27 protein-coding genes are annotated in these 23,784 nt (G+C 73.3%); 12 read left to right on the top strand and 15 right to left on the bottom strand.

The window, feature by feature from the left end; translation table 11 throughout:
- Positions 1–7: 7 nt before the first annotated feature.
- From rbfA to rimP, 6 genes are all read right to left on the bottom strand, one after another.
- Positions 8–457, bottom strand: coding sequence for a 30S ribosome-binding factor RbfA (gene rbfA / locus AB0F89_RS15015; protein WP_367136562.1), 450 nt, complete (start codon positions 455–457; stop codon positions 8–10).
- A 48-nt stretch (positions 458–505) separates the two neighbouring features.
- Positions 506–802, bottom strand: coding sequence for a DUF503 domain-containing protein (locus tag AB0F89_RS15010; protein ID WP_367136560.1), 297 nt, complete (start codon positions 800–802; stop codon positions 506–508).
- Positions 803–872: 70 nt separating this feature from the next.
- Entirely contained in the window at positions 873–3,941 is a 3,069-nt protein-coding gene (gene infB, locus AB0F89_RS15005; RefSeq protein WP_367136558.1) for a translation initiation factor IF-2, read from the bottom strand.
- Positions 3,942–4,029: 88 nt separating this feature from the next.
- A complete protein-coding gene (locus AB0F89_RS15000; RefSeq protein WP_367136556.1) occupies positions 4,030–4,455 on the bottom strand; it encodes a YlxR family protein in 426 nt (141 codons plus the stop codon).
- Positions 4,397–5,419, bottom strand: coding sequence for a transcription termination factor NusA (gene nusA, locus AB0F89_RS14995; RefSeq protein ID WP_367136554.1), 1,023 nt, complete (start codon positions 5,417–5,419; stop codon positions 4,397–4,399). Before nusA ends, AB0F89_RS15000 begins: the two co-directional genes overlap by 59 nt.
- Positions 5,416–5,940, bottom strand: a complete 525-nt coding sequence (rimP, locus tag AB0F89_RS14990) for a ribosome maturation factor RimP (RefSeq protein WP_367136552.1) — start codon at positions 5,938–5,940, stop codon at positions 5,416–5,418. The genes nusA and rimP overlap by 4 nt, the downstream gene beginning before the upstream one ends.
- A 148-nt stretch (positions 5,941–6,088) precedes the next feature.
- Between rimP and AB0F89_RS14985 the strand changes: the two genes are divergently transcribed.
- Both AB0F89_RS14985 and AB0F89_RS14980 read left to right on the top strand, forming a co-directional pair.
- Positions 6,089–6,532, top strand: coding sequence for a hypothetical protein (locus tag AB0F89_RS14985; RefSeq protein ID WP_367136551.1), 444 nt, complete (start codon positions 6,089–6,091; stop codon positions 6,530–6,532).
- The gene (locus AB0F89_RS14980; protein ID WP_367136549.1) at positions 6,529–6,963 is read left to right on the top strand and encodes a ferritin-like domain-containing protein; all 435 of its coding nucleotides are present in this window, start codon (positions 6,529–6,531) and stop codon (positions 6,961–6,963) included. The genes AB0F89_RS14985 and AB0F89_RS14980 overlap by 4 nt, the downstream gene beginning before the upstream one ends.
- A 103-nt stretch (positions 6,964–7,066) precedes the next feature.
- Here AB0F89_RS14980 and AB0F89_RS14975 read toward each other — a convergent pair whose 3' ends face one another.
- Genes AB0F89_RS14975 through AB0F89_RS14960 form a run of 4 tightly spaced genes read right to left on the bottom strand, consistent with a single transcriptional unit; the run spans position 7,067 to position 10,163 of the window.
- Positions 7,067–7,786: a hypothetical protein gene (locus AB0F89_RS14975; protein ID WP_367136547.1), complete on the bottom strand. Its 720-nt coding sequence runs from the start codon at positions 7,784–7,786 to the stop codon at positions 7,067–7,069.
- Positions 7,787–7,841: 55 nt separating this feature from the next.
- Complete coding sequence (locus AB0F89_RS14970; protein ID WP_367136545.1) at positions 7,842–8,849, bottom strand: aminotransferase class V-fold PLP-dependent enzyme; 1,008 nt, start codon at positions 8,847–8,849, stop codon at positions 7,842–7,844.
- A 7-nt stretch (positions 8,850–8,856) separates the two neighbouring features.
- Positions 8,857–9,336: a DUF4442 domain-containing protein gene (locus tag AB0F89_RS14965; RefSeq protein WP_367136543.1), complete on the bottom strand. Its 480-nt coding sequence runs from the start codon at positions 9,334–9,336 to the stop codon at positions 8,857–8,859.
- 41 nt (positions 9,337–9,377) lie between these two features.
- The gene (locus AB0F89_RS14960) at positions 9,378–10,163 is read right to left on the bottom strand and encodes an SDR family oxidoreductase (protein WP_367136542.1); all 786 of its coding nucleotides are present in this window, start codon (positions 10,161–10,163) and stop codon (positions 9,378–9,380) included.
- 56 nt (positions 10,164–10,219) lie between these two features.
- Here AB0F89_RS14960 and AB0F89_RS14955 point away from each other — a divergent pair, with 56 nt between their 5' ends.
- Positions 10,220–10,627: a YjbQ family protein gene (locus AB0F89_RS14955; RefSeq protein WP_367136540.1), complete on the top strand. Its 408-nt coding sequence runs from the start codon at positions 10,220–10,222 to the stop codon at positions 10,625–10,627.
- Here the strand turns inward: AB0F89_RS14955 and AB0F89_RS14950 are convergent.
- The gene (locus tag AB0F89_RS14950) at positions 10,523–11,554 is read right to left on the bottom strand and encodes an ABC transporter permease (protein ID WP_367136538.1); all 1,032 of its coding nucleotides are present in this window, start codon (positions 11,552–11,554) and stop codon (positions 10,523–10,525) included. The two genes, AB0F89_RS14955 and AB0F89_RS14950, sit on opposite strands and share 105 nt — an antisense overlap.
- A 127-nt stretch (positions 11,555–11,681) precedes the next feature.
- Between AB0F89_RS14950 and AB0F89_RS14945 the strand changes: the two genes are divergently transcribed.
- The 3 genes from AB0F89_RS14945 to AB0F89_RS14935 are packed head-to-tail and all read left to right on the top strand — an operon-like array spanning position 11,682 to position 13,989.
- Entirely contained in the window at positions 11,682–12,614 is a 933-nt protein-coding gene (locus tag AB0F89_RS14945) for a hypothetical protein (protein WP_367136536.1), read from the top strand.
- On the top strand, positions 12,611–13,303 hold the full coding sequence (locus AB0F89_RS14940) for a hypothetical protein (RefSeq protein WP_367136534.1): 693 nt from the start codon (positions 12,611–12,613) through the stop codon (positions 13,301–13,303). Before AB0F89_RS14945 ends, AB0F89_RS14940 begins: the two co-directional genes overlap by 4 nt.
- Positions 13,300–13,989: an HAD family hydrolase gene (locus tag AB0F89_RS14935; RefSeq protein WP_367136532.1), complete on the top strand. Its 690-nt coding sequence runs from the start codon at positions 13,300–13,302 to the stop codon at positions 13,987–13,989. Before AB0F89_RS14940 ends, AB0F89_RS14935 begins: the two co-directional genes overlap by 4 nt.
- Here AB0F89_RS14935 and AB0F89_RS14930 read toward each other — a convergent pair.
- Positions 13,979–15,724, bottom strand: a complete 1,746-nt coding sequence (locus AB0F89_RS14930; protein WP_367136530.1) for a proline--tRNA ligase — start codon at positions 15,722–15,724, stop codon at positions 13,979–13,981. The genes AB0F89_RS14935 and AB0F89_RS14930 overlap by 11 nt on opposite strands.
- Before the next feature lie 162 nt (positions 15,725–15,886).
- On the opposite strand from AB0F89_RS14930, the gene AB0F89_RS14925 reads away from it, so the two are divergent.
- Positions 15,887–16,246, top strand: a complete 360-nt coding sequence (locus AB0F89_RS14925) for a VOC family protein (RefSeq protein ID WP_367136528.1) — start codon at positions 15,887–15,889, stop codon at positions 16,244–16,246.
- A 53-nt stretch (positions 16,247–16,299) separates the two neighbouring features.
- Complete coding sequence (gene yaaA, locus AB0F89_RS14920; RefSeq protein ID WP_367136526.1) at positions 16,300–17,037, top strand: peroxide stress protein YaaA; 738 nt, start codon at positions 16,300–16,302, stop codon at positions 17,035–17,037.
- A gap of 21 nt (positions 17,038–17,058) precedes the next feature.
- Here yaaA and AB0F89_RS14915 read toward each other — a convergent pair whose 3' ends face one another.
- Complete coding sequence (locus AB0F89_RS14915; protein ID WP_367136524.1) at positions 17,059–17,340, bottom strand: hypothetical protein; 282 nt, start codon at positions 17,338–17,340, stop codon at positions 17,059–17,061.
- A gap of 86 nt (positions 17,341–17,426) precedes the next feature.
- Here AB0F89_RS14915 and AB0F89_RS14910 point away from each other — a divergent pair, with 86 nt between their 5' ends.
- From AB0F89_RS14910 to AB0F89_RS14895, 4 genes are all read left to right on the top strand, one after another.
- Entirely contained in the window at positions 17,427–18,374 is a 948-nt protein-coding gene (locus AB0F89_RS14910) for a helix-turn-helix domain-containing protein (protein WP_367136522.1), read from the top strand.
- 67 nt (positions 18,375–18,441) lie between these two features.
- The gene (locus AB0F89_RS14905) at positions 18,442–18,966 is read left to right on the top strand and encodes a hypothetical protein (RefSeq protein WP_367136520.1); all 525 of its coding nucleotides are present in this window, start codon (positions 18,442–18,444) and stop codon (positions 18,964–18,966) included.
- Between the two features lie 291 nt (positions 18,967–19,257).
- Positions 19,258–20,178: a serine protein kinase RIO gene (locus tag AB0F89_RS14900; RefSeq protein ID WP_367138870.1), complete on the top strand. Its 921-nt coding sequence runs from the start codon at positions 19,258–19,260 to the stop codon at positions 20,176–20,178.
- A gap of 533 nt (positions 20,179–20,711) precedes the next feature.
- Positions 20,712–22,055, top strand: a complete 1,344-nt coding sequence (locus AB0F89_RS14895) for a DEAD/DEAH box helicase (RefSeq protein ID WP_367138868.1) — start codon at positions 20,712–20,714, stop codon at positions 22,053–22,055.
- A 129-nt stretch (positions 22,056–22,184) separates the two neighbouring features.
- Here the strand turns inward: AB0F89_RS14895 and AB0F89_RS14890 are convergent, their stop codons facing one another.
- Both AB0F89_RS14890 and AB0F89_RS14885 read right to left on the bottom strand, forming a co-directional pair.
- Positions 22,185–22,385 (bottom strand): hypothetical protein, encoded by a 201-nt coding sequence (locus tag AB0F89_RS14890; protein ID WP_367136518.1) that lies wholly within the window; start codon positions 22,383–22,385, stop codon positions 22,185–22,187.
- 97 nt (positions 22,386–22,482) lie between these two features.
- A complete protein-coding gene (locus AB0F89_RS14885; RefSeq protein WP_367136516.1) occupies positions 22,483–23,745 on the bottom strand; it encodes a helix-turn-helix domain-containing protein in 1,263 nt (420 codons plus the stop codon).
- Positions 23,746–23,784 lie beyond the last annotated feature (39 nt).

Here is a 23,784-nt window from a genome sequence, read left to right as displayed (position 1 = left end):
GAGAACGCTAGTCGGCGTCCTCGGCCTCGCGCGGAGGCTTGTACGGGTCGGGCTCACCCGCGGGTTCGGCCCCGGACGCGATGCGCGCCACCTCGGCGTCCAGCTCCCGCGCCTTCGCCAGCAGCTCGTCCATCCGGGCCGCCTCGGCGGGCACGGTGTCGGTGACGAACGTCAGGGTCGGCGTGAACCGGACGCCGGTCTGCTGGCCGACCATGGTGCGCAGCACGCCCTTGGCCTTCTCCAGCGCCGCCGCGGCGCCGGCGAGGTCCGGCTCGGAGTCCAACCGCTCGCCGAGCACGGTGTAGTAGATCGTCGCGTCGTGCAGGTCGCCGGTCACCCTCGTGTCGGTGATGGTGACGCGCGCCAGCCGCGGGTCCTTCACCTCGTGCTCCAACGCGGAAGCCACGATCTGCGAGATCCGCTTGGCCAGCTTGCGAGCCCGTGCCTGGTCGGCCACGGCGCTCCCCTCCTGTCGTTGCGATCCGCCGCCCGGGGGCGACGTCTGCTAGTCGTCCTCCGACCCGACCAACCGGTGTCGGGCGGAGAGAAGTTCCAGTTCGGGCCGTCCGGCCACCAGCCGCTCGCAGGCGGCCATCAAGTCCCTCACATGCTCGGCTTCGGCGGCGACCGCCGCCACTCCGATCAGCGCGCGGCGGTGCAGGTCCAGGTGGCCCGCCTCGGCGGCGGACACCTCGAACTTCCGGCGCAGCTCGGCCACGACCGGCTTGACCACCGACCGCTTCTGCTTCAACGAGTGGACGTCGCCGAGCAGCACGTCCAGCTCAAGGACACCCACGAACACGATTCATCACCCGGGGGTTGAAGGGGCGGGGCCGTCCCGAGGGACGGCCCCGCGCCGCTGTCGAGGACGATCAGGCGCGCGGCTTCTCGCGCATCTCGAACGTCTCGATCATGTCGCCGACCTTCAGGTCGCCGTAGTTGCCGAGCGTCAGACCGCACTCGAAGCCCTCGCGGACCTCGGTCGCGTCGTCCTTGAACCGCCGCAGCGAGCTGATCGGCAGGTTCTCCTGGATGACGTTGTTGTCGCGCAGCAGGCGGGCCCGCGCGTTGCGCCTGATCTCGCCGGACATCACGAGGCAACCCGCGATCGTGCCGACCTTGGAGGACTTGAAGACCTCGCGGACCTCCGCGCGGCCCAGCTGGACCTCTTCGTACTCCGGCTTGAGCATGCCCTTGAGGGCCTGCTCGATCTCGTCGATCGCCTGGTAGATCACCGTGTAGTAGCGGACGTCCACGCCCTCGCGGTTGGCCAGCTCGGTGGCCTTGCCCTCGGCCCGGACGTTGAAGCCCAGGACGATGGCGCTACCCGCGACGGCGAGGTTGATGTCGCCCTCGGTGATGCCACCGACGCCGCGGTGGATGACCCGAAGCTCGACGTCGTCGCCGACCTCGATCTTCATCAGCGCGTCTTCCAGCGCCTCGACGGTGCCGGAGTTGTCGCCCTTGATGATCAGGGTGAGGGCGCTGGTCTCCTTCAGCGCGGCGTCCAGGTCCTCCAGGCTGACGCGCTTGCGCTTCGCGGCGTTCATCGCGTTGCGGTTGCGGGCCTGGCGGCGCTCGGCGATCTGCCGGGCCACCCGGTCCTCCTCGACCACGAGGAACGTGTCGCCCGCGCCGGGCACCGAGGTCAGACCGATGACCTGCACCGGACGCGACGGGGTCGCCACCGTGACGTCGACGCCGTGCTCGTCCACCATGCGGCGCACGCGACCGTAGGCGGCGCCCGCCACGATCGAGTCACCGACGCGGAGCGAACCGCGCTGCACCAGCACCGTGGCCACCGGACCGCGACCGCGGTCGAGGTGCGCCTCGATGGCGACGCCCTGCGCCTCCATCTCCGGGTTGGCCCGCAGGTCGAGCGAGGCGTCGGCGGTCAGCAGGATCGCTTCCAGCAGGCCGTCGATGTTGATGCCCTGCTTCGCCGAGATGTCGACGAACATGGTCTCGCCGCCGTACTCCTCGGCGACCAGCCCGTACTCGGTGAGCTGCTGGCGGATCTTGGCGGGGTTGGCCCCCTCCTTGTCGATCTTGTTGACCGCGACCACGATCGGCGCGTCGGCCGCCTGGGCGTGGTTGATCGCCTCCACCGTCTGCGGCATGACGCCGTCGTCGGCCGCCACCACGATGACCGCGATGTCGGTCGAGTTCGCACCACGCGCACGCATGGCGGTGAACGCCTCGTGACCCGGGGTGTCGATGAAGGTGATCAGGCGCTCGTTGCCCTCCAGCTCCGTGTTCACCTGGTAGGCGCCGATGTGCTGGGTGATGCCACCCGCTTCGCCCTCGGCCACCTTCGCGGTGCGGATCGTGTCGAGCAGTCGCGTCTTGCCGTGGTCGACGTGACCCATGACGGTCACGACCGGCGGCCGGATCTGGAGGTCCTCCTCACCACCGGCGTCGTCGCCGTAGGTGATGTCGAACGTCTCCAGCAGCTCGCGGTCCTCCTCCTCGGGGGACACGACCTGCACGACGTAGTTCATCTCGGAGCCGAGCAGCTCCAGGATCTCGTCGGACACCGACTGCGTCGCGGTGACCATCTCGCCGAGGTGGAACAGCACCTGCACCAGCGAAGCCGGGTTGGCGTTGATCTTGTCGGCGAAGTCGGTCAGCGAGGCGCCCCGCGGCAGGCGGATCGTCTCGCCGCTGCCCTTGGGCAGGCGGACGCCACCGACCGACGGCGCCTGCATGTTGTCCATGTACTCCTGGCGCTTCTGCCGCTTCGACTTGCGGCCACGACGCGCCGGACCACCGGGGCGGCCGAAGGCGCCCGCGGCACCGCCGCGACCACCGGGACCGCCACCACCGGGACGACCGCGGAAACCGCCGCCACCACCGGCCGGAGCGCCACCGCCACCGCCGCCGGCGCCACCGGGGCGGAAGCCACCGCCGCCGCCACCGCCGCCACCGGGACGGAAGCCACCGCCACCGCCACCGCCGCCACCAGGGCGGAAGCCGCCACCGGCGCCGCCGCCGCCACCGGGACGACCGCCGCCACCGGGACCGCGGCCACCGCCGCCGGGACCACCGGGGCCACGACCGCCGCCGCCACCGCCACCGGGGCGGGGCGCCGGACGACCGGGCATCATGCCCGGGTTCGGCCGCGGCGGCATGTTGCCGGGGTTGGGCCGGGGACCGCCGGGGCCGCCACCGGAGCCACCCGGACGGGGGCCGGCCGGGCGCGAGTCACCGGGCTTGGGGCCGGACGGCCGCTCGCCGCCACCGGGCGCGGCCGGGCGCGGGGCCTGCGGACGCGGAGCCGGGGCGCCGCCGCCGACGCCGAACGGGTTGTTGCCCGGACGCGGGGGCCGCGGACCGGCGGGCTTGGGGGCCTGCGGGCGCGGCGGGACCACGGACGGGGGGTTGTTCTGCGCCGCCGCGGGCTGCTGCTGCGGCGCGCGGGGGCCGGGACGCGGGCCGTTCGGCCGGGGCGCCTGCTGCGGGGCCTGCTGGGGCTGCTGCTGGGGCGCGGCAGCCGGTGCGGGCGCCTGGGCCGCCGGGGCCTGGGCCGCCGCCGGGGCGGGGGCCTGCGGCTGCGCGGCGGGCGCGGCCGGAGCCGCGGGCGCCGGGGCGGCGGGCTTGGCGACCGGCTTCGGCGCCATCGGCTTGGGGCCGGGCACCGGGCGCGGACCCGGCTTGCCCGCGGGGGCCGCCGGGCGCTGGGCCTGCTCGTTCCTGGTCTCGGCCGAGCCGGAACCCGACGCCGAGGGCGCGGGCTTCGGCGGCGCCGGGCGGGCGCCGGACGACTTGGGCTTCGCGTCGCCCTTGGCGTAGGCGTCCCGCAGCCGCCGGGCCACCGGGGCCTCGACGGTGCTGGACGCGGACTTCACGTACTCGCCCTGGTCGGCGAGCTTGGTCAGCAGTTCTTTACTCGTGACACCGAGCTCTTTGGCGAGCTCGTGCACGCGGGCCTTACCTGCCACTGCACTCCTCTGTGAGGGAGGCCGGCGGGCAAGTCCCGTCGACCTCGTCCTAACGTCGCGCGTTCATGTCTTCAGCTTCACGGCTGACTCATGACGGGTCGACCTGCTTCCTTGCTTCCTGCTGGTCACGGGGCGATCCCGCGACCTCCTGCCCACACCGCTCGAGATGACCGCGGACGCGTTCCACGTCGAGCGCCCCCTGGACCCGGAAGGCCCTGGGGAACGCCCGGCGCTTCTCGGCGTTGCGGAGGCAGTCCGGATCGGGGTGCAGCCATGCTCCCCTACCGGGCAACCGCCGTCGTGCGTCCGGGACCACGGTCCCGTCCACGACCACCACGCGCAGCAGCTCGGAGGGCAACGTCCGAGCGCGGCATCCGATGCACGTACGAACCGGGCCGATGTGCGTGGGATCCGATCCCCGACGTTGAACCACTGAGAAGTCTATCCCCTGTTGCCTATTCAGCCGAACCGGATGTCGCCGCGCCCGCCGGAGCGGACCCGCCGGCCTCCGCATCACTGCGGATGTCGATGCGCCAGCCGGTGAGCCGGGCGGCCAACCGGGCGTTCTGGCCCTCCTTGCCGATGGCGAGGGAGAGCTGGAAGTCCGGGACCACGACCCGTGCCGTCTTGGCGCGCTCGTCGAGCACCCGCACGGATACAACCTTCGCCGGTGACAAGGCATTCCCGACGAACGTGGCGGGGTCGTCGGAGTGGTCGATGATGTCGATCTTCTCGCCGGCCAGCTCGCTCATGACGTTGCGCACACGTGCCCCCATGGGGCCGATGCAGGCGCCCTTGGCGTTGACGCCGGACACCGTCGTGCGGACCGCGATCTTCGAACGGTGACCTGCCTCACGTGCCACCGCGGGGATCTCCACGGTGCCGTCGGCGATCTCGGGCACCTCCAGCGCGAACAGCCGGCGCACCAGGTTCGGGTGCGTGCGCGAAAGGGTGATCTGCGGGCCGCGCGCGCCGCGGGAGACGCCGACGACGTAGCACTTGAGCCGCGAGCCGTGCTCGTAGGACTCGCCGGGCACCTGCTCGGCGGGCGGCAGCACGCCCTCGGTGTCGCCGATCTGGACCACGACCATGCCGCGGGCGTTGGCGCGGGCGTCGCGCTGCACCACGCCGGCGATGATCTCGCCCTCCTTCGCGGAGAACTCGCCGAACGTGCGCTCGTGCTCGGCGTCGCGCAGGCGCTGGAGGATGACCTGGCGGGCGGTGGTGGCGGCGATGCGGCCGAACCCCTCGGGGGTGTCGTCCCACTCCTCGGCCACCGTGCCGTCGGGGTTCAGCTCCTGGGCCAGCACCCGCACCACGCCGGTCTTGCGGTCGATCTCGACGCGGGAGTGCGAGTGGTGCCCGTCGGTGTGCTTGTAGGCGGTCAGCAGGGCGGTCTCGATGGCTTCGAGGACGGTGTCGAAGGGGATGTCCTTGTCCCGTTCGATCGCCCTGAGAGCGGCGATGTCGACGTTCACTCCGACTCCTCCTTCAGGTGCTTGCCCTCGAGGAGCGCGAGCTCTTCGACCGGGGGCTGCTTGAACTCGACTTCGACGACGGCGCGCTCGATCGTCCGGTACTCGACGCGGCGCAGCTCGCCCTTGACCAGCAGCACGACGCCGGTGTCGTCGGCGTCGCCGACGCGGCCGAACCACTCGACCTGCTCCGGCTGCTTGACCTTCACCAGGCGCAGCCGGTTGCGCGCCCAGTGGCGTGGCTTGGTGAGCGGGCGGTCCGCGCCGGGCGAGGTGACCTCTAGCGTGTACGGCCCGGCGATCAGGTGCTCGTGGGCGTCGAGGGCGGCGGACACGGCGCGGCTGGCCTGCGCCACCTCGTCCAGCCCGATCCCCTCGTCGCCGTCCACGACCACCTTGACCAGCCTGCGACGCCCAGCCTGGTTCACGTCGAGCAGTTCCAGGTCGAAGCCGATGGCCTCGACCGCCTCCCGCACGACGGGTGCTAGCTGCGCGGCGAGTTCTCCGCGCGGCGGGCTGGACACGTGGTGACTCCAAGTTCTCTTCGAGTGCAGAGGGCACGGCAACCCCGGCCGACGCTGCACTTCGCCGGCCGTGGTCGCCCAGACTATCTGGTTCGGCGGCCTCCCACGTCCCACGGGCGATCGGCCCGCTCTGGCAGGATCGGAACACGTGATCGGAAGAACGGCGCTCAGCAGGCGCGGAGTGCTGCTGGCGGCGGCCACGGCGCCGCTGGCAGTCGCGTGCACCACACCACCACCCCCTCCACCGCCGCCGGACCCGCTGGCCGAGCTGGTGCGGTCGGCGCTGTCGGACGCCGCGCTGGCCACCGCCGTCGGCGCGACCGAGACGGCCGCCGCGCGCACCGAGCACGCCGCCCGGCTGCAGGCGGAGGTGGACCGGGCCACGCCGAGGGTGCCGGGCTCGTCCGCGCCGCCGACCACGTCGGCGCCGGTGGCGCCGCCGGCGGGCGCGTCGCGGGAGTCGCTGGCGCCCGCGCTGCAGGCGGCCCAGAAGCAGGCGGGTGACCTGGTGGCGTCGGCGGAGCCGCACCGGGTGGGGTTGGTCGCCTCGGTGGCGGCCGGGTGCGCGAGCCTGGTGGAGGCGTTGTCGTGAACGTGGACGCGGTGCAGGGGGCGCTGGCCGCCGAGCACGCGGCGGTGTGGACGTACGGGCTGGTCAGCGCGTTCATCGCGGGCCCGCAGCAGGAGGCGGCGGTGGCCGACGGCGCGAACGCGCACCGGGCGCGCCGGGACGTGACGGAGCGGTGGCTGCGCGACGCGGGCGCCACGCCCCGGCCGCCCGCGCCCGCCTACCTGCCGCCCCAGCCGGTGGACAGCGCGGCGTCGGCGATCGCGGCGCTGATCGCGGCGGAGACGGACGCGTGCCTGGCGTGGCGGGGCGTGCTGGAGCGGACCGACGACGGTGAGCTGCGGCGGTCGGCGCTGGACGCGCTGACCGCGTCGGCGGTGCGGGCGACGCGGTGGCGGAAGGCGGCCGGGCTGACCCCGGCGTCGATCACGCTGCCGGGCGCGGCGGTGGGCTGACCGGTCGGGGTCCGGGCCGACCGGGGTCCGGGCCGACCGGGGTTCGGGCGGATCGGGTTCGGCTCGGTAGGGGTTCGGGCCGGTCAGGGCCGGTCAGGGCCGGTCAGGGGTTCAGGTCGGCGGCGAGCCGGAAGGCGTCGTCGCTGATCCGCTTCATCAGGCGGTTGTGCGCGGCCTCGTCGGGGCCGTGCTCCACCGAGTCCGACTCGATGATCACCACGTCGCGGTCCTGCTGCCTGGCCGCGAAGCCGCCGTTGCCCAGCGTGGTCAGGCCCGTCACCTTCACCGCGCCGTCCTTGACCAGGTCGTTGACGTTGCCGGTGCCGTCCTGCGTGGTGAGGTCCTTCAGCTTCGCGGCGTCCTCGGGGGACTTCATCCGCACCACCGACACGGACGTGTAGACCTTCATGCCGTCGGGGGTGGTCGTCGTGTACAGCGCGCGAGTGAGCTGCTGGCACGGCGTCGCGGTCAGGAACGCCTTGGTCTGGCCGTAGGCGTGCGACGCGCAGTCGCTGTCCTTCATCGGCTCGGGCACGTCCGGCGAGGCGGCGAAGTCGAACTCGCCCACCTTGGCGGACGTGGTGGCGGGCGTGCCGGTCGTGGTCTCCTCCGGCATCACGACCAGCCACACCAGCCCGGACACCACGGCCACGCCGAGCAGGCCCGCGATCTTGAGCAGCAGTCCCTTACGTGAGCGCGGCGCGGGCGCGGGCGGCGGTGGTGGTGGCGTGGGCGGGCCGAGCAGCGAGTCCAGCTGCCCGATCTCCGACCGCCACAGCGGGGCGGTGTCGGACGGTCGGATGGGCTGAATCCGCTGCGTCACCTCTTCGGGTGATTCGGGAGGAACCGACACAAAGACCCACGGTAACGGAAGAGGGTCAGGCGAGCGCTCTGAGCACCAGATCGGCATCGGCCACCGTGTTGTACAGGTGAAACGCCAGCCGGACGCGCCCGGCGCGGACGCTGGACCGGACGCCCGCCGCCGCCAACCGCTCCCCCGCGCCCGCCAGGTCGAGCGAGACGATCGCCGACCCGCGGGCAGGCAGCCCGAGGCCGGCCAGCAGCCCGTCGGCCAGCGCCACGTTGTGGTCCCGGACCCGTTCCAGGTCGAGCGACGCGAGGTAGGGCAGCGACTCGGCCGCGCCGTGCTGGGACAGCCAGACGGGCGACAGGTCGAGCCGCCGGGCGTCGGGCGCGAGCCGCAGCGGCAGCCCGTACACCGTGGCCCAGGGGTCGTCACCGGCGAACCAGTTGGCCGCCACCGGCACCGTGCGCTCCAACGCCGACGGCGAGCACGCCAGCCACGCGCAGCCGCGCGGCGACATCAGGAACTTGTAGCCGATGGCCACCACCCAGTCCGCCCACGCCAGGTCGAGCGGCAGCCAGCCGACCGCCTGGGAGGCGTCCAGCAGCACCGGGACGCCGGCCGCGCGCAGCCCTTCGAGGTCCGCGATCCGGCCGTCGGCGGACTGCACGACGCTCACCGCGACGAGGTCGTGCGCGCCCGCTTCGGCCGCGATCCCGTCGAGATCGACTTCGGTGATCCGCAAGCCGCGGGCGGCGAACGGGAACGTGAGGCTGGTGAACTCGCCGCGGGCCACCAGCACCGACGCGTCGGCGGGCAGGCTCGCCGCGACCAGGGCCACGAGCTGGGACGCCGACGCGCCCACCGCCACCCGCTCGCCCGGCACCCCGACCAGCTGCCCGAACGCCCGGCGCGCCGCGGTCACCCGGGAGTCGGCCACGTCGGGGCCGTCCGCGCCGGTGGACCACCGCCGCACGGCGTCGGCGACGGCGGTGGCCGCGGGCGTCGGGGGAACGCCGATGCTCGCGGTGTTCAGGTAGCCGGGGGGTGCGTCGAACGTCGTGCCGAAGGCGGAGCGCATGTGGTCATCACACGTGCTCGGCGACCCCGCCGTCCACCGGTTTGCGGTCCTTGCGCCGGGCGTAGACCTGCTTGCGGGTGCGCGCGACGACGTCGCCCGCCTCGTCCACCACGTCGGTGGCGAACCAGACCAGCGCCTTGCCGCCGCCCTCGGCGAGCGAGCGGACCTCGGCCAGCCGCTCGTCGGTCAGCCGGAACTCGGCGTGCACGGTGCCGCGGCCGGGCTTGACGAACTCGATCTCGCCCGCCCGGTCCCACACCAGGTGCTCGCGGCCGAGGTGGTGCAGCACGAGCAGCATCCAGAACGGGTCGGTCATGGCGAACAGCGAGCCGCCGAAGTGGGTGCCCACGTAGTTGCGGTTCCACCAGCGCAACCGCATCCGGACCCGGGCGTGGCGGTAGTCGTCGGACAGCTCGACCACGCGGATGCCGGCGAACAGGAACGGTGGCCACAGGTTCATGCCGCGGCGCAGACGGGAAGCCTTCACGACGGCTATGTTACCAGCGGGTAATACCAACCCGGGTGGTATCAGCGCAGGCTGATGACGTTCTTCGTCACCTTCCCCGCCGCGTCCGAGCACAGGAACGCCACCACGTCGGCCACGTCCTCCGGCTGCGACACGACGTGCTCGGCGCGCACCGCGTCGTTGACCCAGCCGGTGTCGGTGACGCCCGGCTTGACCACGTTCGACGTGATGCCGTGCGGCCACAGCTCGGCCGCCGCCGACATGGCGTAGTTGTCCAGCGCCGCCTTCGCCGCGCCGTAGGACACCTCGCTCGGGAACCCGAGCGGGCCGCCCGAGGTCAGGCCGACGATCCGGCCCCAGTTGCCGCCGCGGGCGATGTGCCGCCGGGCGAACTCGGCGATCAGCAGCGCGCCCGCCCGCGCGTCGACGGCGAACTGCGCGTCGAACGTCTGCGGCGTCACGGCCCGCAGCACCCGGCCGAACTGGTCGGTCTCGGCGGCCAGGAACGTGTCCTGCACCCAGCTGGAGGCGTTGTTGACCAGGATGTCCACCGGCCCGAACACCCGCTCGGCGGTGTCGAACAGCCGCCCGGGCGTCAGCGGGTCGGCCAGGTCGGCCTCGACCGCGTGCGCCCGGCCGCCCGCCTCGGTGATGGCGGCGACCACGTCGTCCGCGGTCGACTCGCGCGCGGTGAAGTAGTCCCGCGGCAGGCTCGGGTCCGGCGCGGGCGCGAACCGCAGGAACGTGATGACGACGTTGGCGCCCGCGGCCGCGAGGGCCTTGGCGGTCGCGGCGCCGATGCCCTGGTTGGCCCCGGTGACGAGCGCGGTGTGGATCACGACCGGCATCCTGCCCGACCGCGCGGCCCGGCCGCACCGCGATCCCGTTCGTAAGCTCTGCAGGCATGCTCAGCGAAGAGATCGAGGTCCGCACCGGTTCGACCGAGGTCGTGCACGACCTGACCCGCGCCTGCGAGGAGTTCCTGGCCGGCGTGGAGGGCGACGGGCTGCTGCACGTCTGGGTGCCGCACGCCACCGCGGGCCTGGCGGTGCTGGAGACCGGCGCGGGCAGCGACGACGACCTGCTGGCGGCGTTGCGCGAGCTGCTGCCCGCCGACGGCCGCTGGCGGCACCGGCACGGGACGCCCGGCCACGGCCGCGACCACGTGCTGCCCGCGCTCGTGCCGCCGCACGCGACGATCCCGGTGCTAGGCGGTGTGCTGGCGCTCGGCACCTGGCAGTCGGTCTGCCTGGTCGACACCAACGTCGACAACCCCGTCCGCAAGGTCCGGCTGTCCTTCCTCGCGGGGTAGCAGCAGCACGGCCAGCCCGACCACCGCGAGCGCGGCGAACACCCAGACCTGGGCGGCGTCCGGCGAACCGCCGTGCAGCAGGGCGCGCAGGCCCTCGGCCGAGAACCGGAACGGCGTCCAGGACCACAGCAGCGCCCGGTAGGCGGGGTCGAGCAGTTCCGGCGCCTGGCCCGCGACGGCGGGCGCGATCAGGTACAGCGGCCCGAGCACGGCCATCGCGCGGATGCCGAGCAGCTTCAGCAGCGCGCCCTGGACCAGCGCGAACGCCGCCCCGACCAGGGCCAGGTAGCCGAGCACGCCCCAGCCGAGCGGCAGGGTCGAGTCCCACAGCGCGAAGAAGCCCGCCACCACGGCGACGCCGAGGGCGGTCGCGGTGAGCACGCCCGTCAGCCGTGCGGCCGTGGTCGGCTTGCGCGCCACCAGCGTGAACGCCGCCGCGGCCACCAGCCCTGCGATCCACAGCAGCGTGCTCGCGGCCAGCGGCGCGGTCCGACCGGCGGCCGACGACGGGTTCAGCGTGACGACCTCGGGCTGCGTCCCGGCCGCCTGGGCGACGCCGGTGAGCACCTGCTGGGCGACCTGCGCGCCGGCCGGGTTCACCGCGCCGGAGAGCACCACCTTCGCGCCGCCGGGCGCGAGTTCGAGGACCCCGTAGACCTCCTGCCGGGACAACAGGTCCCGCGCCTCGTCGGGTGCGGCCACCCGCCACGCGACCTCCGCCGCGTCGCTCGCGGCGAGCTCGTCGGCGACCCCGCGCAGCTGCGGCGGCGCGTCCGCGTCGACGGCGACCGCGAGCGGCACCGCGTCCGGGTGCGCCGTCGCCTGGACGCCGAACGTCAGCAGGCCGAGCACGAGCGCGATCAACGCGCCCACGACGGCGGTGGCCACCGCGATGACGGCGGGCGGCCGGTCGTGCAGTGCGGCCATGGTTCCCTCCCCAGTAGTTCATCATGTGTTGAATTGGAGGCTACGGCGTGCCGCCGACAGAAGTCAACGCGTGATGAATTACGTGGAGCGGGTCGGGTTGTCGGTGCGAGCGGGTACGGTTCACGCCGTGACTCACCCAGGTGACGGGCAGTCCGGCTGGGGCGGCCAGCCCGGCCGGGGCGACTGGGGCCCGCAGGACCAAGGCCACCCCCAGCAGGGTTACCCGCAGCCGGTCTACCCGCAGCAGCAGGGCTACGGCGGCTCGTACGGCGGCCTCGGCGTGTTCTCCGGCGGTGACGAACCCCCGCCGAAGAAGGACCGGACCAAGCTGTGGCTGGCGATCGGCGTGATCGTCGTGCTCGTCGGCGGCGGCGTGACCGCGTTCGTGCTGACCCGCCCGGACGACTCGACCCCGGTCGTCCAGGGGACCACGAGCAGCGCGACCACGACGACGACCACCGGCACGCCGAGGTCGACCGCGTCCAGCGCGCCGAACGCCACCTGCGAGCCGGTCAAGGCCGGCTGGAACTGCCTGCCGGTCCCCGCCCTCGCGTACAGCTACGACGTCCCCAAGGGCTGGTCGCCCTCGCCCAGGACCGCGCCGGTCGACGGGATGGACGACGTGGAGCTGACCGGGCTCACCGTCACCGGCGCCTACGACTGCGGCGACAGCGGCTTCAACCGGGGTGGCGCGGGCGGCGTCCTGGTGCCGCGGGCCGACCTCACCGCGACCGCCAAGGACTTCGCGCAGAAGCTCGCCACCCAGTACTACAACTCCGCGCCGCAGTCCGAGGTGAAGCTCGGCGAGCCCAAGCCGGTGAAGATCGCCGGCACCCGCGGCGAGGTCGAGGGCGTGCAGGTCGACGCCGTCGCCACCACGTCCGGCGACCCGTGCCTGGCCACCAAGGGCGTGGTGAAGGTGCTGGTGCTCCAAGGCGACAAGGCGCTGCACGTGTTCATGGCCAACGGCGACCTCGAAGGCGGTCCGGCCGAGCCGAAGCCGCCGACGGAGGCCGAGCTGCAGGGCATGGTCGACTCCGTCCGGTCGCTGGGCCGGTGAGCTACACCGGGCTGGGCGTCTACCAGCAGCCACCGCCGAAGCGACCGGACCGCGCGCCGCTGTGGATCGCGCTGGCCGTCGTCGCCGTCCTGCTCGTGGCGGGCGGCGTCACGGCGTTCGTCGTGCTGAACGCCGGCGACGACCGGGCCGACGCGCCACCGACCACGTCGACCTCCGCCGCGCCGGACTGGCAGGAGGTGGACGACACCGAGGCGGGCCTGGCCTACGAGCTGCCGCCGTCGTGGGAGTCCACCGGCGGCGGCGCGTCCGGGCGGGTGCCGCTGTCCGAGTCGCACGTGTCCCGGCCGTTCCAGTGCCAGGGCCGCAGCATGATCCAGGCGCAGTCGGTGTCCGGCTCGGTCATCGACGACGACCCCGAGCAGGTCGCCACCGAGCTGGTGAACCGGATCGCCGCCGGCGGCTACACGATCGCCGGCGCGGCGCCCGAGATCACCGAACCCCGGGTCGAGGGCTCCGACGACGGGGTGGTCCGGCTCAGCGTCGAGGTGACGCCCAAGTCCGCCAACGCCTGCTACGCGCCCAAGGCCACGGTCAGCGCGGTGGCCGTGCGCAACGGCGCCGAGGTGGCGGTCTTCGTGCTCAACGTCGCCCAAGGCGGGCCGCACGTGGCCGAGGGGCCGTCGGACGACGACGTGACGCGCATCCTGGAGAGCGTGCGCCGGTCGTGAACACGTTGGTGCTGTGGGACATCGACCTGACGTTGATCGACGCGCGGGGCCTGGGGCGCGAGTGGTACCGCACCGCGTTGCGCGCGACGGCGGGCCTGGACGTCGTGCGGTCGGTCGTGTTCGCCGGGCGCACCGAGCGCGCCATCTCGCGCGAAGTGCTGGCGGTGCACGGCCTGGAGCCCACCGACGAGCTGGTCGCGCGGCTGCACGCGGCCCTGGTCGACGTGGCCGAGAGGGAACGCGGGATGCTGCCCGTGCAGGGGCACGTGCTGCCGGGCGTGCTGGAGGCGCTGCGGGCGTTGGCGGCGCGGGACGACGTCGTGCAGTCGCTGGTGACCGGCAACCTGGTGGAGATCGCCCGGTTCAAGCTGGCCGCGTTCGGGTTGGACGAGCACCTGGACCTCGGGATCGGCGGCTACGGCGCGCTGTCCGAGCACCGGCCCGACCTGGTGCGGGAAGCCGTGCGGCTGGCCACCGCCAAGCACGACCGCGAGTTCCGGACCGTCGTCATCGGCGACACGCCGCACGACGTGGACGCCGCGCTCCGCCACGGCGCCGTCGCCATCGGTGTGGCGACGGGCCGCAGCGGGGTCGCGGAACTGCGTGGAGCGGGTGCGCACGTGGTGCTGGACGACCTGTCCGACACCACCGCGCTCGTCGCCGCCGTCCTGGGCGTCAGCCCCTGACGACGGTCAGCAGGTGCTGGACGGCGTCGGCCACCGGCACCTCCTCGCGCTCGCCGGTGCGCCGGTCCTTGACCTCGACCAGGCCGTTGGCCAGGCCGCGGCCCACCACCAGGATCGTCGGCACGCCGATCAGCTCGGCGTCGGCGAACTTCACGCCCGGGCTGGCCTTGCGGTCGTCCAGCAGCACCTTCAGCCCGGCGGCGGACAGCTCGCCGGCCAGCTTCTCGCCGCCCGCGAGCAGCGTCTCGTCCTTGCCCGCGACGACCACGTGCACGTCGGCGGGCGCGACGTTGCGCGGCCAGATCAGGCCCCGGTCGTCGTGGCTCTGCTCGGCGATCGCCGCGACCAGGCGGGACACGCCGATGCCGTAGGAGCCCATGGTGATCCGGACGGGCTTGCTGTCCGGGCCGAGCGCGTCCAGCGAGAACGCGTCCGCGTACTTGCGGCCGAGCTGGAAGATGTGCCCGATCTCGATGCCGCGCGCGGCGACCAGCACGCCCTTGCCGTCCGGCGACGGGTCGCCCTCGCGCACCTCGGCCACGTCGATCGTGCCGTCCGGCGTGAAGTCGCGGCCGACGACCAGGTCCACCACGTGGTGGTCGGGCTTGTCCGCGCCGGTCACCCACGCGGTGCCGCGCACCACGCGCGGGTCGACCAGGTAGCGGACCCCGTTGGCCAGCAGCGCCGCCGGGCCGATGTAACCCTTGACCAGGAAGGAGTTGCGGGCGAAGTCCGCCTCCTCCAGCATCGCCACCTCGGCCGGCTCGACCGCCGCCTCCAGGCGCTTCAGGTCGACCTCGCGGTCGCCGGGCAGGCCGACGGCCAGCAGCTGCCAGTCCTCGTCACCGGGCTTCTTCGTCTTCACCAGGACGTTCTTCAAGGTGTCCGCGGCGGTGAAGGAGCGGTCGGTGTTGGCGTTCAGGAAGGCGACCAGCGACTCGATGGCCGGCGTCCCCGGCGTGTGGTGCACCTGCGCCTCGGGCTGCGCCGCCGGGTCCTGCTCGGCGGGCGCGGGCGTGGTGACCGCCTCGACGTTCGCCGCGTAGCCGGACTCCGTGCTGCGGACGAAGGTGTCCTCACCGGTCGCCGCGACCGCCAGGAACTCCTCCGACGCCGACCCGCCCATCGCGCCGGACGTGGCGGAGACGATCACGTACTCCATGCCCAGCCGGTCGAAGATGCGGATGTAGGCGTCGCGGTGCTGCTGGTAGGAGTGCGCCAGGCCCTCGTCGGCGAGGTCGAAGGAGTAGGAGTCCTTCATCACGAACTCGCGGCCGCGCAGGATGCCCGCGCGGGGGCGCGCCTCGTCCCGGTACTTGGTCTGGATCTGGTAGAGCGTGACCGGGTAGTCCTTGTACGACGAGTACTCGCCCTTCACGGTGAGCGCGAACAGCTCCTCGTGCGTGGGGCCGAGCAGGTAGTCGGCGCCCTTGCGGTCCTTGAGGCGGAAGATGTTGGGGCCGTACTCGGTCCACCGGTTCGTCGCCTCGTAGGGCTCCTTCGGCAGCAGCGCGGGGAACTGGATCTCCTGCGCGCCGAACGCGTCCATCTCCTCGCGCACGACCTGCTCGATGTTGCGCAGCACCCGGAGCCCCAGCGGCAGCCACGAGTAGCCGCCCGGCGCGACGCGGCGGACGTAGCCGGCGCGGACCAGCAGCTTGTGGCTGGGTACTTCGGCGTCGGCCGGGTCCTCGCGCAGGGTGCGCAGGAACAGCGACGACATCCTCGTGATCACGGTGGGTGCTCCTCGTGGGCGGGTTGTCCGGGAAAGGGTAGTGAACCGCCCCTGATCAGTTCCAACGGGTTCCGCCTGGGCGCGTCGCCGGACCGGCGTCGGCCGACGGCGGTCCGGCGGTGGTGATCGGGATTGTCGGTGCGCGGGTCTAGCGTGCCGGCCATGGCCATGAGCATCGGGATGATCACCATCGACACCACCGACCCCCAGCGGCTGGCGGAGTTCTGGACCAGGGCGCTGGGCACGTCGGTCCAGCACGACTGGGACGAGTTCCTGGTCCTCGCGCCCGGCGGTGGGGGCGGTGTGCAGCTGGGGCTGCAGCGGGTGGACGACCCGACGCCGGGCAAGAACCGGGTCCACTTCGACGCCCACGTGCCGGACCGGGCGGCGGAGGTGGCCCGGCTGGTGGGGCTGGGGGCGACGGAAGTGGGCGAGCACACCGTGCCGGGGCTCACGTGGACCGTGCTGGCCGACCCGGAGGGCAACCAGTTCTGCGTCGGCCAGCTCGGGGAACCGGCCTGAGGCGCGGGCGGGGCGTGCGAGCGGACGAGGGGTGAGCGCCTAGCCTGACCGCCGTGCTCGTACTGCTCCCCCCGTCGGAGACCAAGGCCCTCGGCGGCTCCGGTGCGCCGCTCGACCTCGACCTGCTGTCGCACCCCGAGCTGAACCCCGTGCGCGGCAAGCTGCTGGACGCCCTGGCCGACCTCGCCGCCGACGTGCCCGCCAGCCTCGCCGCGCTGGGGCTGTCCGAGCGCCAGGCCGGCGAGGTGGGGCGCAACGCCGAACTCCGCCGCTCGCCCACCCTGCCGGCGCTCGCGCGGTACACCGGGGTGCTGTACGACGCGCTCGGCCTGGACTCGTTGACGAAGGCCGAGAAGGCCCGGGCCTTCAGGCGCCTGGCGGTGGCGTCGGCGTTGTTCGGGGTGGTCGGCGGCGGGGACCCGATCCCCGCGTACCGGTTGTCCGGCGGCAGCGCGCTGCCGTCCGTCGGGCCGCTCGGCGCGCTGTGGCGGCCCGCGCTCGAACCGGTGCTGGCGGCCGCGGACGGGTTCGTGGTGGACCTGCGGTCGAGTCCGTACACGTCGCTGGCCCGCATCCCGCACGCGGCGGTGATCAGGGTGGTCACGGAGGACGCGAAGGGGCGGCGCAACGCGGTCAGCCACTTCAACAAGGCGCACAAGGGTCGGCTCGCGCAGGCGATCGTGAAGTCGCGGGCCGAGCCGACCGACCTCAAGGGGTTGCTGAAGGTCGCCGCGAAGGCCGGGTTGCGGGTGGAGCCGACCGGGCGTGACGCGGCCGACCTGATCGTGTGACCGACCGTCGACGGCCGGGGGTCAGGCCGCGTGGACCGAGCGGACCTGGGCGGTCGGTCGGCGGGTGGTCGGGCGGTGGGTGGTCGGGGCCGGGTTGGCCGGGGCCGGGGTCGCCGTCGCGGGGCGGGAGTTCGCGCGGGTGGCCGTGGCGTGCAGGTCGGCCGTCACGCGCGGCAGGTCGCGGTCGTCCGCGTTGGCGCTCCCGGACAGGCCGGGGTCGAGGCGGAGCTGACGTCGGTGGTTGCGCTCCAGGCCGTAGCCGATCAGTGCCACTACTGCCAGGGCGAAGAGGATCGCGGTCATGGCACTAACTGTGCGACCCACAAGAACCTGCCACAATTGGCAGGTGTGCCGTTGTACGTCAAGATCCTGCCAACTACCCTGAGCGCATGCTCCGCACCGTCGCCACCGTGGTCATCGACGGCCTCGCGCCGTTCGAGTTCGGCGTGATCTGCGAGGTCTTCGGCATCGACCGCACCGAGGAGGGCATCCCGCCGATCGACTTCCTGGTCTGCGGCGAACGCCCCGGCACGCCGATCCGCACCAGCGTCGGCGCCTCCCTCACCCCCGACCACGGCCTCGACGCCCTCGACCGCGCCGACCTGGTCGCCGTCCCGGCCGTCACGATCCGCGACGAGTACCCGCCCGCTGTCGTCGAGGCCATCCTGCGCGCCCACCGCCGGGGCAGCACGTTGCTCTCCGTGTGCAGCGGCGCGTTCGTCCTCGGCGCGGCGGGCCTGCTGGACGACCGCCGCTGCACCACCCACTGGAGCCACGCCGCCGACCTGGCCGAGCGCTTCCCCCGCGCCGAGGTCGACCCCGACGTGCTGTTCGTGGACGAGGGCGACATCGTCACCAGCGCGGGCACCGCGGCCGGCATCGACGCCTGCCTGCACGTGGTGCGCCGCGAGCTGGGCGCGGCCGCCACCGCCACCATCGCGCGGCGCATGGTCGTCGCGCCGCAGCGCGACGGCGGTCAGCGCCAGTTCGTGGAGCTGCCCGCACCGCACCGGGCCGACAGCCTCCAGCCGCTGCTCGCGTGGCTCCAGGACCACCTGGAGCACGAGCACACCGTGACGAGCCTGGCCGAACGGGCGACGATGTCGGAGCGCACGTTCGCCCGCCGCTTCTCCGCCGAGACGGGCACCACGCCGCACCGCTGGCTGACCACCCAGCGGGTGCTGCTCGCCCGTCAGCTGCTGGAGGAGACGCAGCTCGCCGTGGAGGACGTGGCGCACCGCTGCGGTTTCGGCACGGCCGCCTTGTTGCGGCACCACTTCGTGTCCGTGGTGGGCGTCGCACCGAAGGATTACCGAAGGTCCTTTTCACACCGATAACCGCCATTTGCGTGACCGAGGGCGAGCGATTTGTCACCTGTCGTGATGCTGATGTCAGAATGACCGGGTGACCTCCAACACACCTGGCGACACCCCCGGCGACACCCGCGATCACCCGAGGTCGGAAGCGGTGACGTCCGCGCAGCTCCGGGGGGTCACCGAGGACCTGCGGTCGGGCGAGCTGGACGCGCCGGCGGTGTTGCGGCAGGTGTGGTCGGGGGTGTGCCTGGCCCGCCTGCTCGGGCTGCGGCTGGCCCTGGCGGACCGGACCTGGCGGCAGCGGCAGGTGAACGCGGAGTCGGTGGAGCACCAGTTGGCCCGGGACCTCGGCACTTCGGCGACGTTCGGCGGCGCGGTCCTCGAACTGCCGTGCGCGGAGGCGTCCGACCCCCTCGCGCCGGAGGCGGTCGGACCGGCGGTGGAGGCGTTGGTGGAGTTCAGCGGCACGGCCCGGAAGCGGATGCTGGCGGTCGCGCCGACGGCCGAGCGGTGGCACGACGAACGGGTGCTGCGGCACGACTCGCTGGTGATCGCGCAGTTGGCCAAGGCGTGGCTGGGCGAGCGCGGCAGCTACCGGGTGGAGGCCCGCTAGCCGTCGCGGCGGTAAATCGGTTGCGCCCGTGCGACGAGGGCGGGCAGCCTGTGCGAACGCGTGGAGCGCCGGTGGTGGCAGACCACGGCGGAGTCGAGGAGGTGCCGCATGGCGACAGCTGTCCGGGACGTGGCGCCGACCCGTCCGCTCGCCCCTCTCGCCTGACGCGACCCCGCGCGAAGGACCACACCGCGCCGGGTGGGGCGTTCACCCCCTTCACCTGGAGCACATCCAGTGCGCGAGCACGAGAACTACGCCGATTTCGAATCCGAGTTCGACCACGCCGACGACCTGCGTTGGCGGGCCAAGAAGACCAAGAAGTCGTCGGCGCGCGCCGACGGCGACGTCGAGCCGGGCCGGCGCGGCCGGCTCACCGAAGAGGCCAAGGACCGCCTCGCCCAGATGCGGGAGGACGCGCTCGCCGCTGACGTCCCGGACTCCGGCGACCGGTGGTCCACCTGGGGCGACGCCGACCAGGGGCCGAAGCCGCACCCGTCGTGGCTGGTCACGGACCTGTCCGCGGTGGACCGCGAGCTGGGGATCGTGAAGACCGGCAAGGAGGCGGACGTCTTCCTGCTGGAGCGCGCGATGCCCGGCACCGACCGGTCCTGCCTGATGGCGGCGAAGCGGTACCGCAGCAACGACCACCGGCTGTTCCACCGGGACGCGGGTTACCTGGAGGGCCGTCGGATGCGGCGGTCGCGGGAGATGCGCGCGATGACCAACCGCAGCGCGTTCGGCCGCAACCTCATCGCGGAGCGGTGGGCGGTGGCCGAGTTCGCGGCGCTGGCGAAGCTGTGGCAGTTGGGCGCGCCGGTGCCGTACCCCGTGCAGCGGGACGGCACCGAGCTGCTGCTGGAGTTCGTCGGCGCGGACGGCGCGGCGGCGCCGCGGTTGGCGCAGTTGCGGCCGGAGCCGGACGGGTTGCTGGACCTGTGGCGGCAGTTGGTGGACGCGCTGGGCGTGATGGCGGGCGCGGGCCTGGCGCACGGCGACCTGTCGGCGTTCAACCTGATGGTGCACGACGGGCGGTTGGTCGTGATCGACCTGCCGCAGGTGGTGGACCTGGCGGCGAACCCCCGCGGTCCGGAGTTCCTGGAGCGGGACGTGCGCAACGTCGCGGGCTGGTTCACCGCGCGCGGGCTGCCGCCGGAGTTGGCGGAACCGCGCGAGGTGACCGAGTCGTTGTTGGATCTCGCGGGTCTGCGGTGACCTCCACCCCCGATCGGTGATCACCGTTCGGGATGATCAGGATCGGACGAGAACGGGTCGACCGGTGGTCGAACCGCAGGTCAGGTGGTGGTTCCCGGGTCGAACCCGGCCTGGGAACCACCACGCCGCACGCCCTCGTTCACCAGCGCGTGACCGACCCGTTCGCCACCCGTGTGCGACAGAACACCGTCGTGGTGCCGGATCACGGCGCGTGATCAGCTAGACTGAGTGGTGCACCGCCCGGTGGCGCCACTGAGCGCCCCAGGCCGCCAGAGTGGCCGGTGGTGCTTCCCAACCACTATCGGCGCGATCCGCGCGCCGGGCCCGTCCCCGCGATCGCGCCTGCTTCAGCAGAGCAATCCTCGAGACGTGCCGTGTCCCGGAGGTTTGTTTTGCCGACAATGTCCCAAGGCCGTTCCGAGCGCCAGCAGCAGTTCCGCAAGCCCCGCAGCAGGCGCCCTGGCCAGGGCAACCGTCGTCCCGCTCCCACCGCGGAGCTGACGACCACCATTCCCGACCACGTCGAGAGCACCATGCCCGAGGGCCCGCTGCCCTCGTTCGCCGAGCTGGGCCTGTCCGAGGAGCTGCTGCGCGCGCTCACCCAGGCGGGCATCACCGAACCGTTCCCGATCCAGGCCGCCACGCTGCCCGACGCGATGGCGGGCCGCGACCTGCTGGGTCGCGGTCAGACCGGCTCCGGCAAGACGCTGGCGTTCGGCCTGGCGCTGCTGTCCCGCCTGGCCGGTGGCCGGGCCAAGCCGCTCAAGCCGCGCGCGCTCGTGCTCGTGCCGACCCGCGAGCTGGCGATGCAGGTCGAGGAAGCCCTCAGCCCGTTCGCCCGCGCGCTGGGCCTGTGGTGCCGCACGGTCGTCGGCGGCACGTCGTTCCCGCGGCAGACCGACGCGCTGCGCCGCGGCGTCGACCTGCTGATCGCCACCCCCGGCCGGTTGTCCGACCACGTCCGGCAGGGCACGGCGGACCTGTCCGAGGTCATGTTCACCGCGCTGGACGAGGCCGACCAGATGGCGGACATGGGCTTCATGCCGCAGGTCCGGGCGATCCTCGACCTGACGCCGCAGGACGGTCAGCGGCTGCTGTTCTCCGCGACGCTGGACGGCGACGTGGACAAGCTGGTGCGCCAGTACCTGCACGACCCGGTGGTGCACTCGGTGTCGCCGCCCACGGGCAGCGTGACCACGATGGAGCACCACCTGCTGTTCGTGTCCGCCGAGGACAAGCAGTCGGTGGTCACCGAGGTCGCGGCGCGCGAGGGCCGGACGATCATGTTCGTGCGCACCAAGCACCACGTGGACCGGTTGGCCAAGAAGCTGCGGTCGATGGGCGTGCACGCGGGCGCGTTGCACGGCGGCAAGGCGCAGAGCGCGCGCACGCGCGTCCTCGGCCAGTTCCGCGAGGGCAGCATGCCGGTGCTGATCGCCACCGACGTGGCGGCGCGCGGCATCCACGTGGACGACGTGAGCCTCGTCGTGCACGTCGACCCGCCGGCCGACCCGAAGGACTACCTGCACCGCGCGGGCCGCACCGCGCGGGCCGGCCAGTCGGGCACGGTCGTCACGCTGGTCACGCACGACCAGCGGCGCGCCGTGCAGGGCCTGACCACGCGCGCGGGCATCCGCCCGGTCTCCACCAAGGTCCGCCCGGGTGACGAGGAACTGGTCCGCATCACCGGCGCGCGGGTGCCGAGCGGCATCCCCGTGGTCGAGCCGGAGGTCCCCGTCCGCGCCCGTCGCGGCGGTGGCGGCGGTCCTCGGCGCAGCGGCGGCGCCGCCGGCGGCAGCGGCGGTTTCCGCGGCGGCCGCTTCGACCGCGAACGCGGCGGTTCGAGCGCCGGTCGTCCTCGTCGGGCGACGTACTAGTCCACAGATCACGGTCCACAGGGGTCTGACGGCCCGAAACTGTCAGACCCCTGTGGCAGGGTAAAAGCAGGGGTCCCCTTTGCCGGGGACTCCTGCTTTTCGTTGTTCGGGGCCGGTAAATGCCGGAGGTCAGTGCTGCTCAAGCAGCGTGTCGAACACTCCCTGGGCCTCGTCGACCAACTTCTCCAACGCGGGCTCGGTCAGGACCACCTCCAGCGCCCCACCGGCGAACGACAACACCGCCTCGGCGCCGACCCGACGGCACTCGACAGCACCGGAGACCTCGACCCGCGCCTTCGTCACCACTTGGGCGCCGATGGAAATCTGCACACCGGGACTTTCCTGCATCACTTCGACACTTCTCCCTGTCGACTCCGGACGGACGGCTCGTTCCCGTTCCCGACGGGACGCTATGACGTCCGGGTGGTCAGCCGTTCACAATCTGTGAACGCACGCCGAGCCTGTTCTTCAACGACCGCAACTCCCACGACCGCACATGGGCGCGGTGGTCGAGTTCCACCAGCAGCTCGCGGGCCACCGGGTCGTGGCGGACCCGCTGTGGCGCGATCCGGTCGGCGGTGTCCAGGTGCCGCAGCGCTGCTCCGTCCCGCGCACCACCCGCCTGGCCGTAGGCGCGGGCCAGGTCGAAGTGCAGGGCGGCGCGCCGGTCGGCGGCGGTCAGGGCGTCCGCGTAGCCGGGTGTCGCCTCGATCCGTTCCGCCTCGGCCGGACCTCCACCCGCTTCGACCGCCACCGACAGGCTCCACGCCCGGACGTTGGCCGGACCGAAGCTGAACCACAGGGCGTTGCGCTCGCCGGTCCGCTCCGCCAGCGCGGCGGCCTCGGCCAGGTGCGCCGCCGCGTCGTCGGGCCGCCCGGACTTCGCCGCCAGCTGCGCCACCGACAGGTGCAGCATCCCCGCCGCCTCGGCGGCCGCGGTGTCCGGCGCGGTGGGGTCCGCCACGTCTGCCAGGCGGTCCAAGGCCGACGCCGCGACCTTCCCGGCGCGGTGCCGGGCGCCCAACCGGCTCAGGGCGCCGGCGCCGGCCATCGCCGTGAATCCGAGCAGGGCCGGAGAACCCAGCCGCCGGGCCGCTTCCCCACCCCGCCCGGCGGCGGTCACCGCCAGGTCCGCGTTGCCGAGGCTGCGCGCGACGCCGCACGCCACCACGCACGCCTCCACCAGAGCCGCGAGCGCGACCCTGCGATCGGCGGCGTTGCCGGTGACCACGTGGACGTGCAGGTCGGTGAGCAGCGCGCCGAGACCGCGTCCGGCCTGCGAGTAGCGGCTGTGCGCACAGTGCTCGTTGGCCCGCGCCGCTTGGGCTACCAGCTCGCGCAGCGGGCGGGCGGGTACGTCCGGCGCGTCGTGCAGGGTCGTGTCGTAGAGGGCCACCGAGATCGACGGCAGCGTGGCCAGCGCCTCGGCGCTCGCGCGATCACCGGGCAGGTACGGCTGCCCGGTGAGGTCGGTGACGGAACAGCCCAGGGCTCGGGCGATGTCCTCCAGCAGCCCGCGCCGCTCGAACCGGCGTTGCCCGCGTTCGAGCATGGAGAGGTAGCCCTTGGTGATCCCCGCCAGACCGGCGGCCGCTTCGAGCGGGAGGCCCCGACGCCTCCTGATCGACCGGACCCGCGCGCCGATCTCCGGAGGAGCGGGTTCCCGCTCTCGGCCGACCGGTTCGTCCATCCACGCCTCCCGCCGCACTGGCAGTGACCGAGCCGCTGC

This window comes from Saccharothrix sp. HUAS TT1 (genome assembly GCF_040744945.1).
Taxonomy (GTDB): domain Bacteria; phylum Actinomycetota; class Actinomycetes; order Mycobacteriales; family Pseudonocardiaceae; genus Actinosynnema.
The sequence above is the reverse complement of the archived record's forward strand: the minus strand, read 5'-3'. Positions and strand labels throughout refer to the sequence as shown.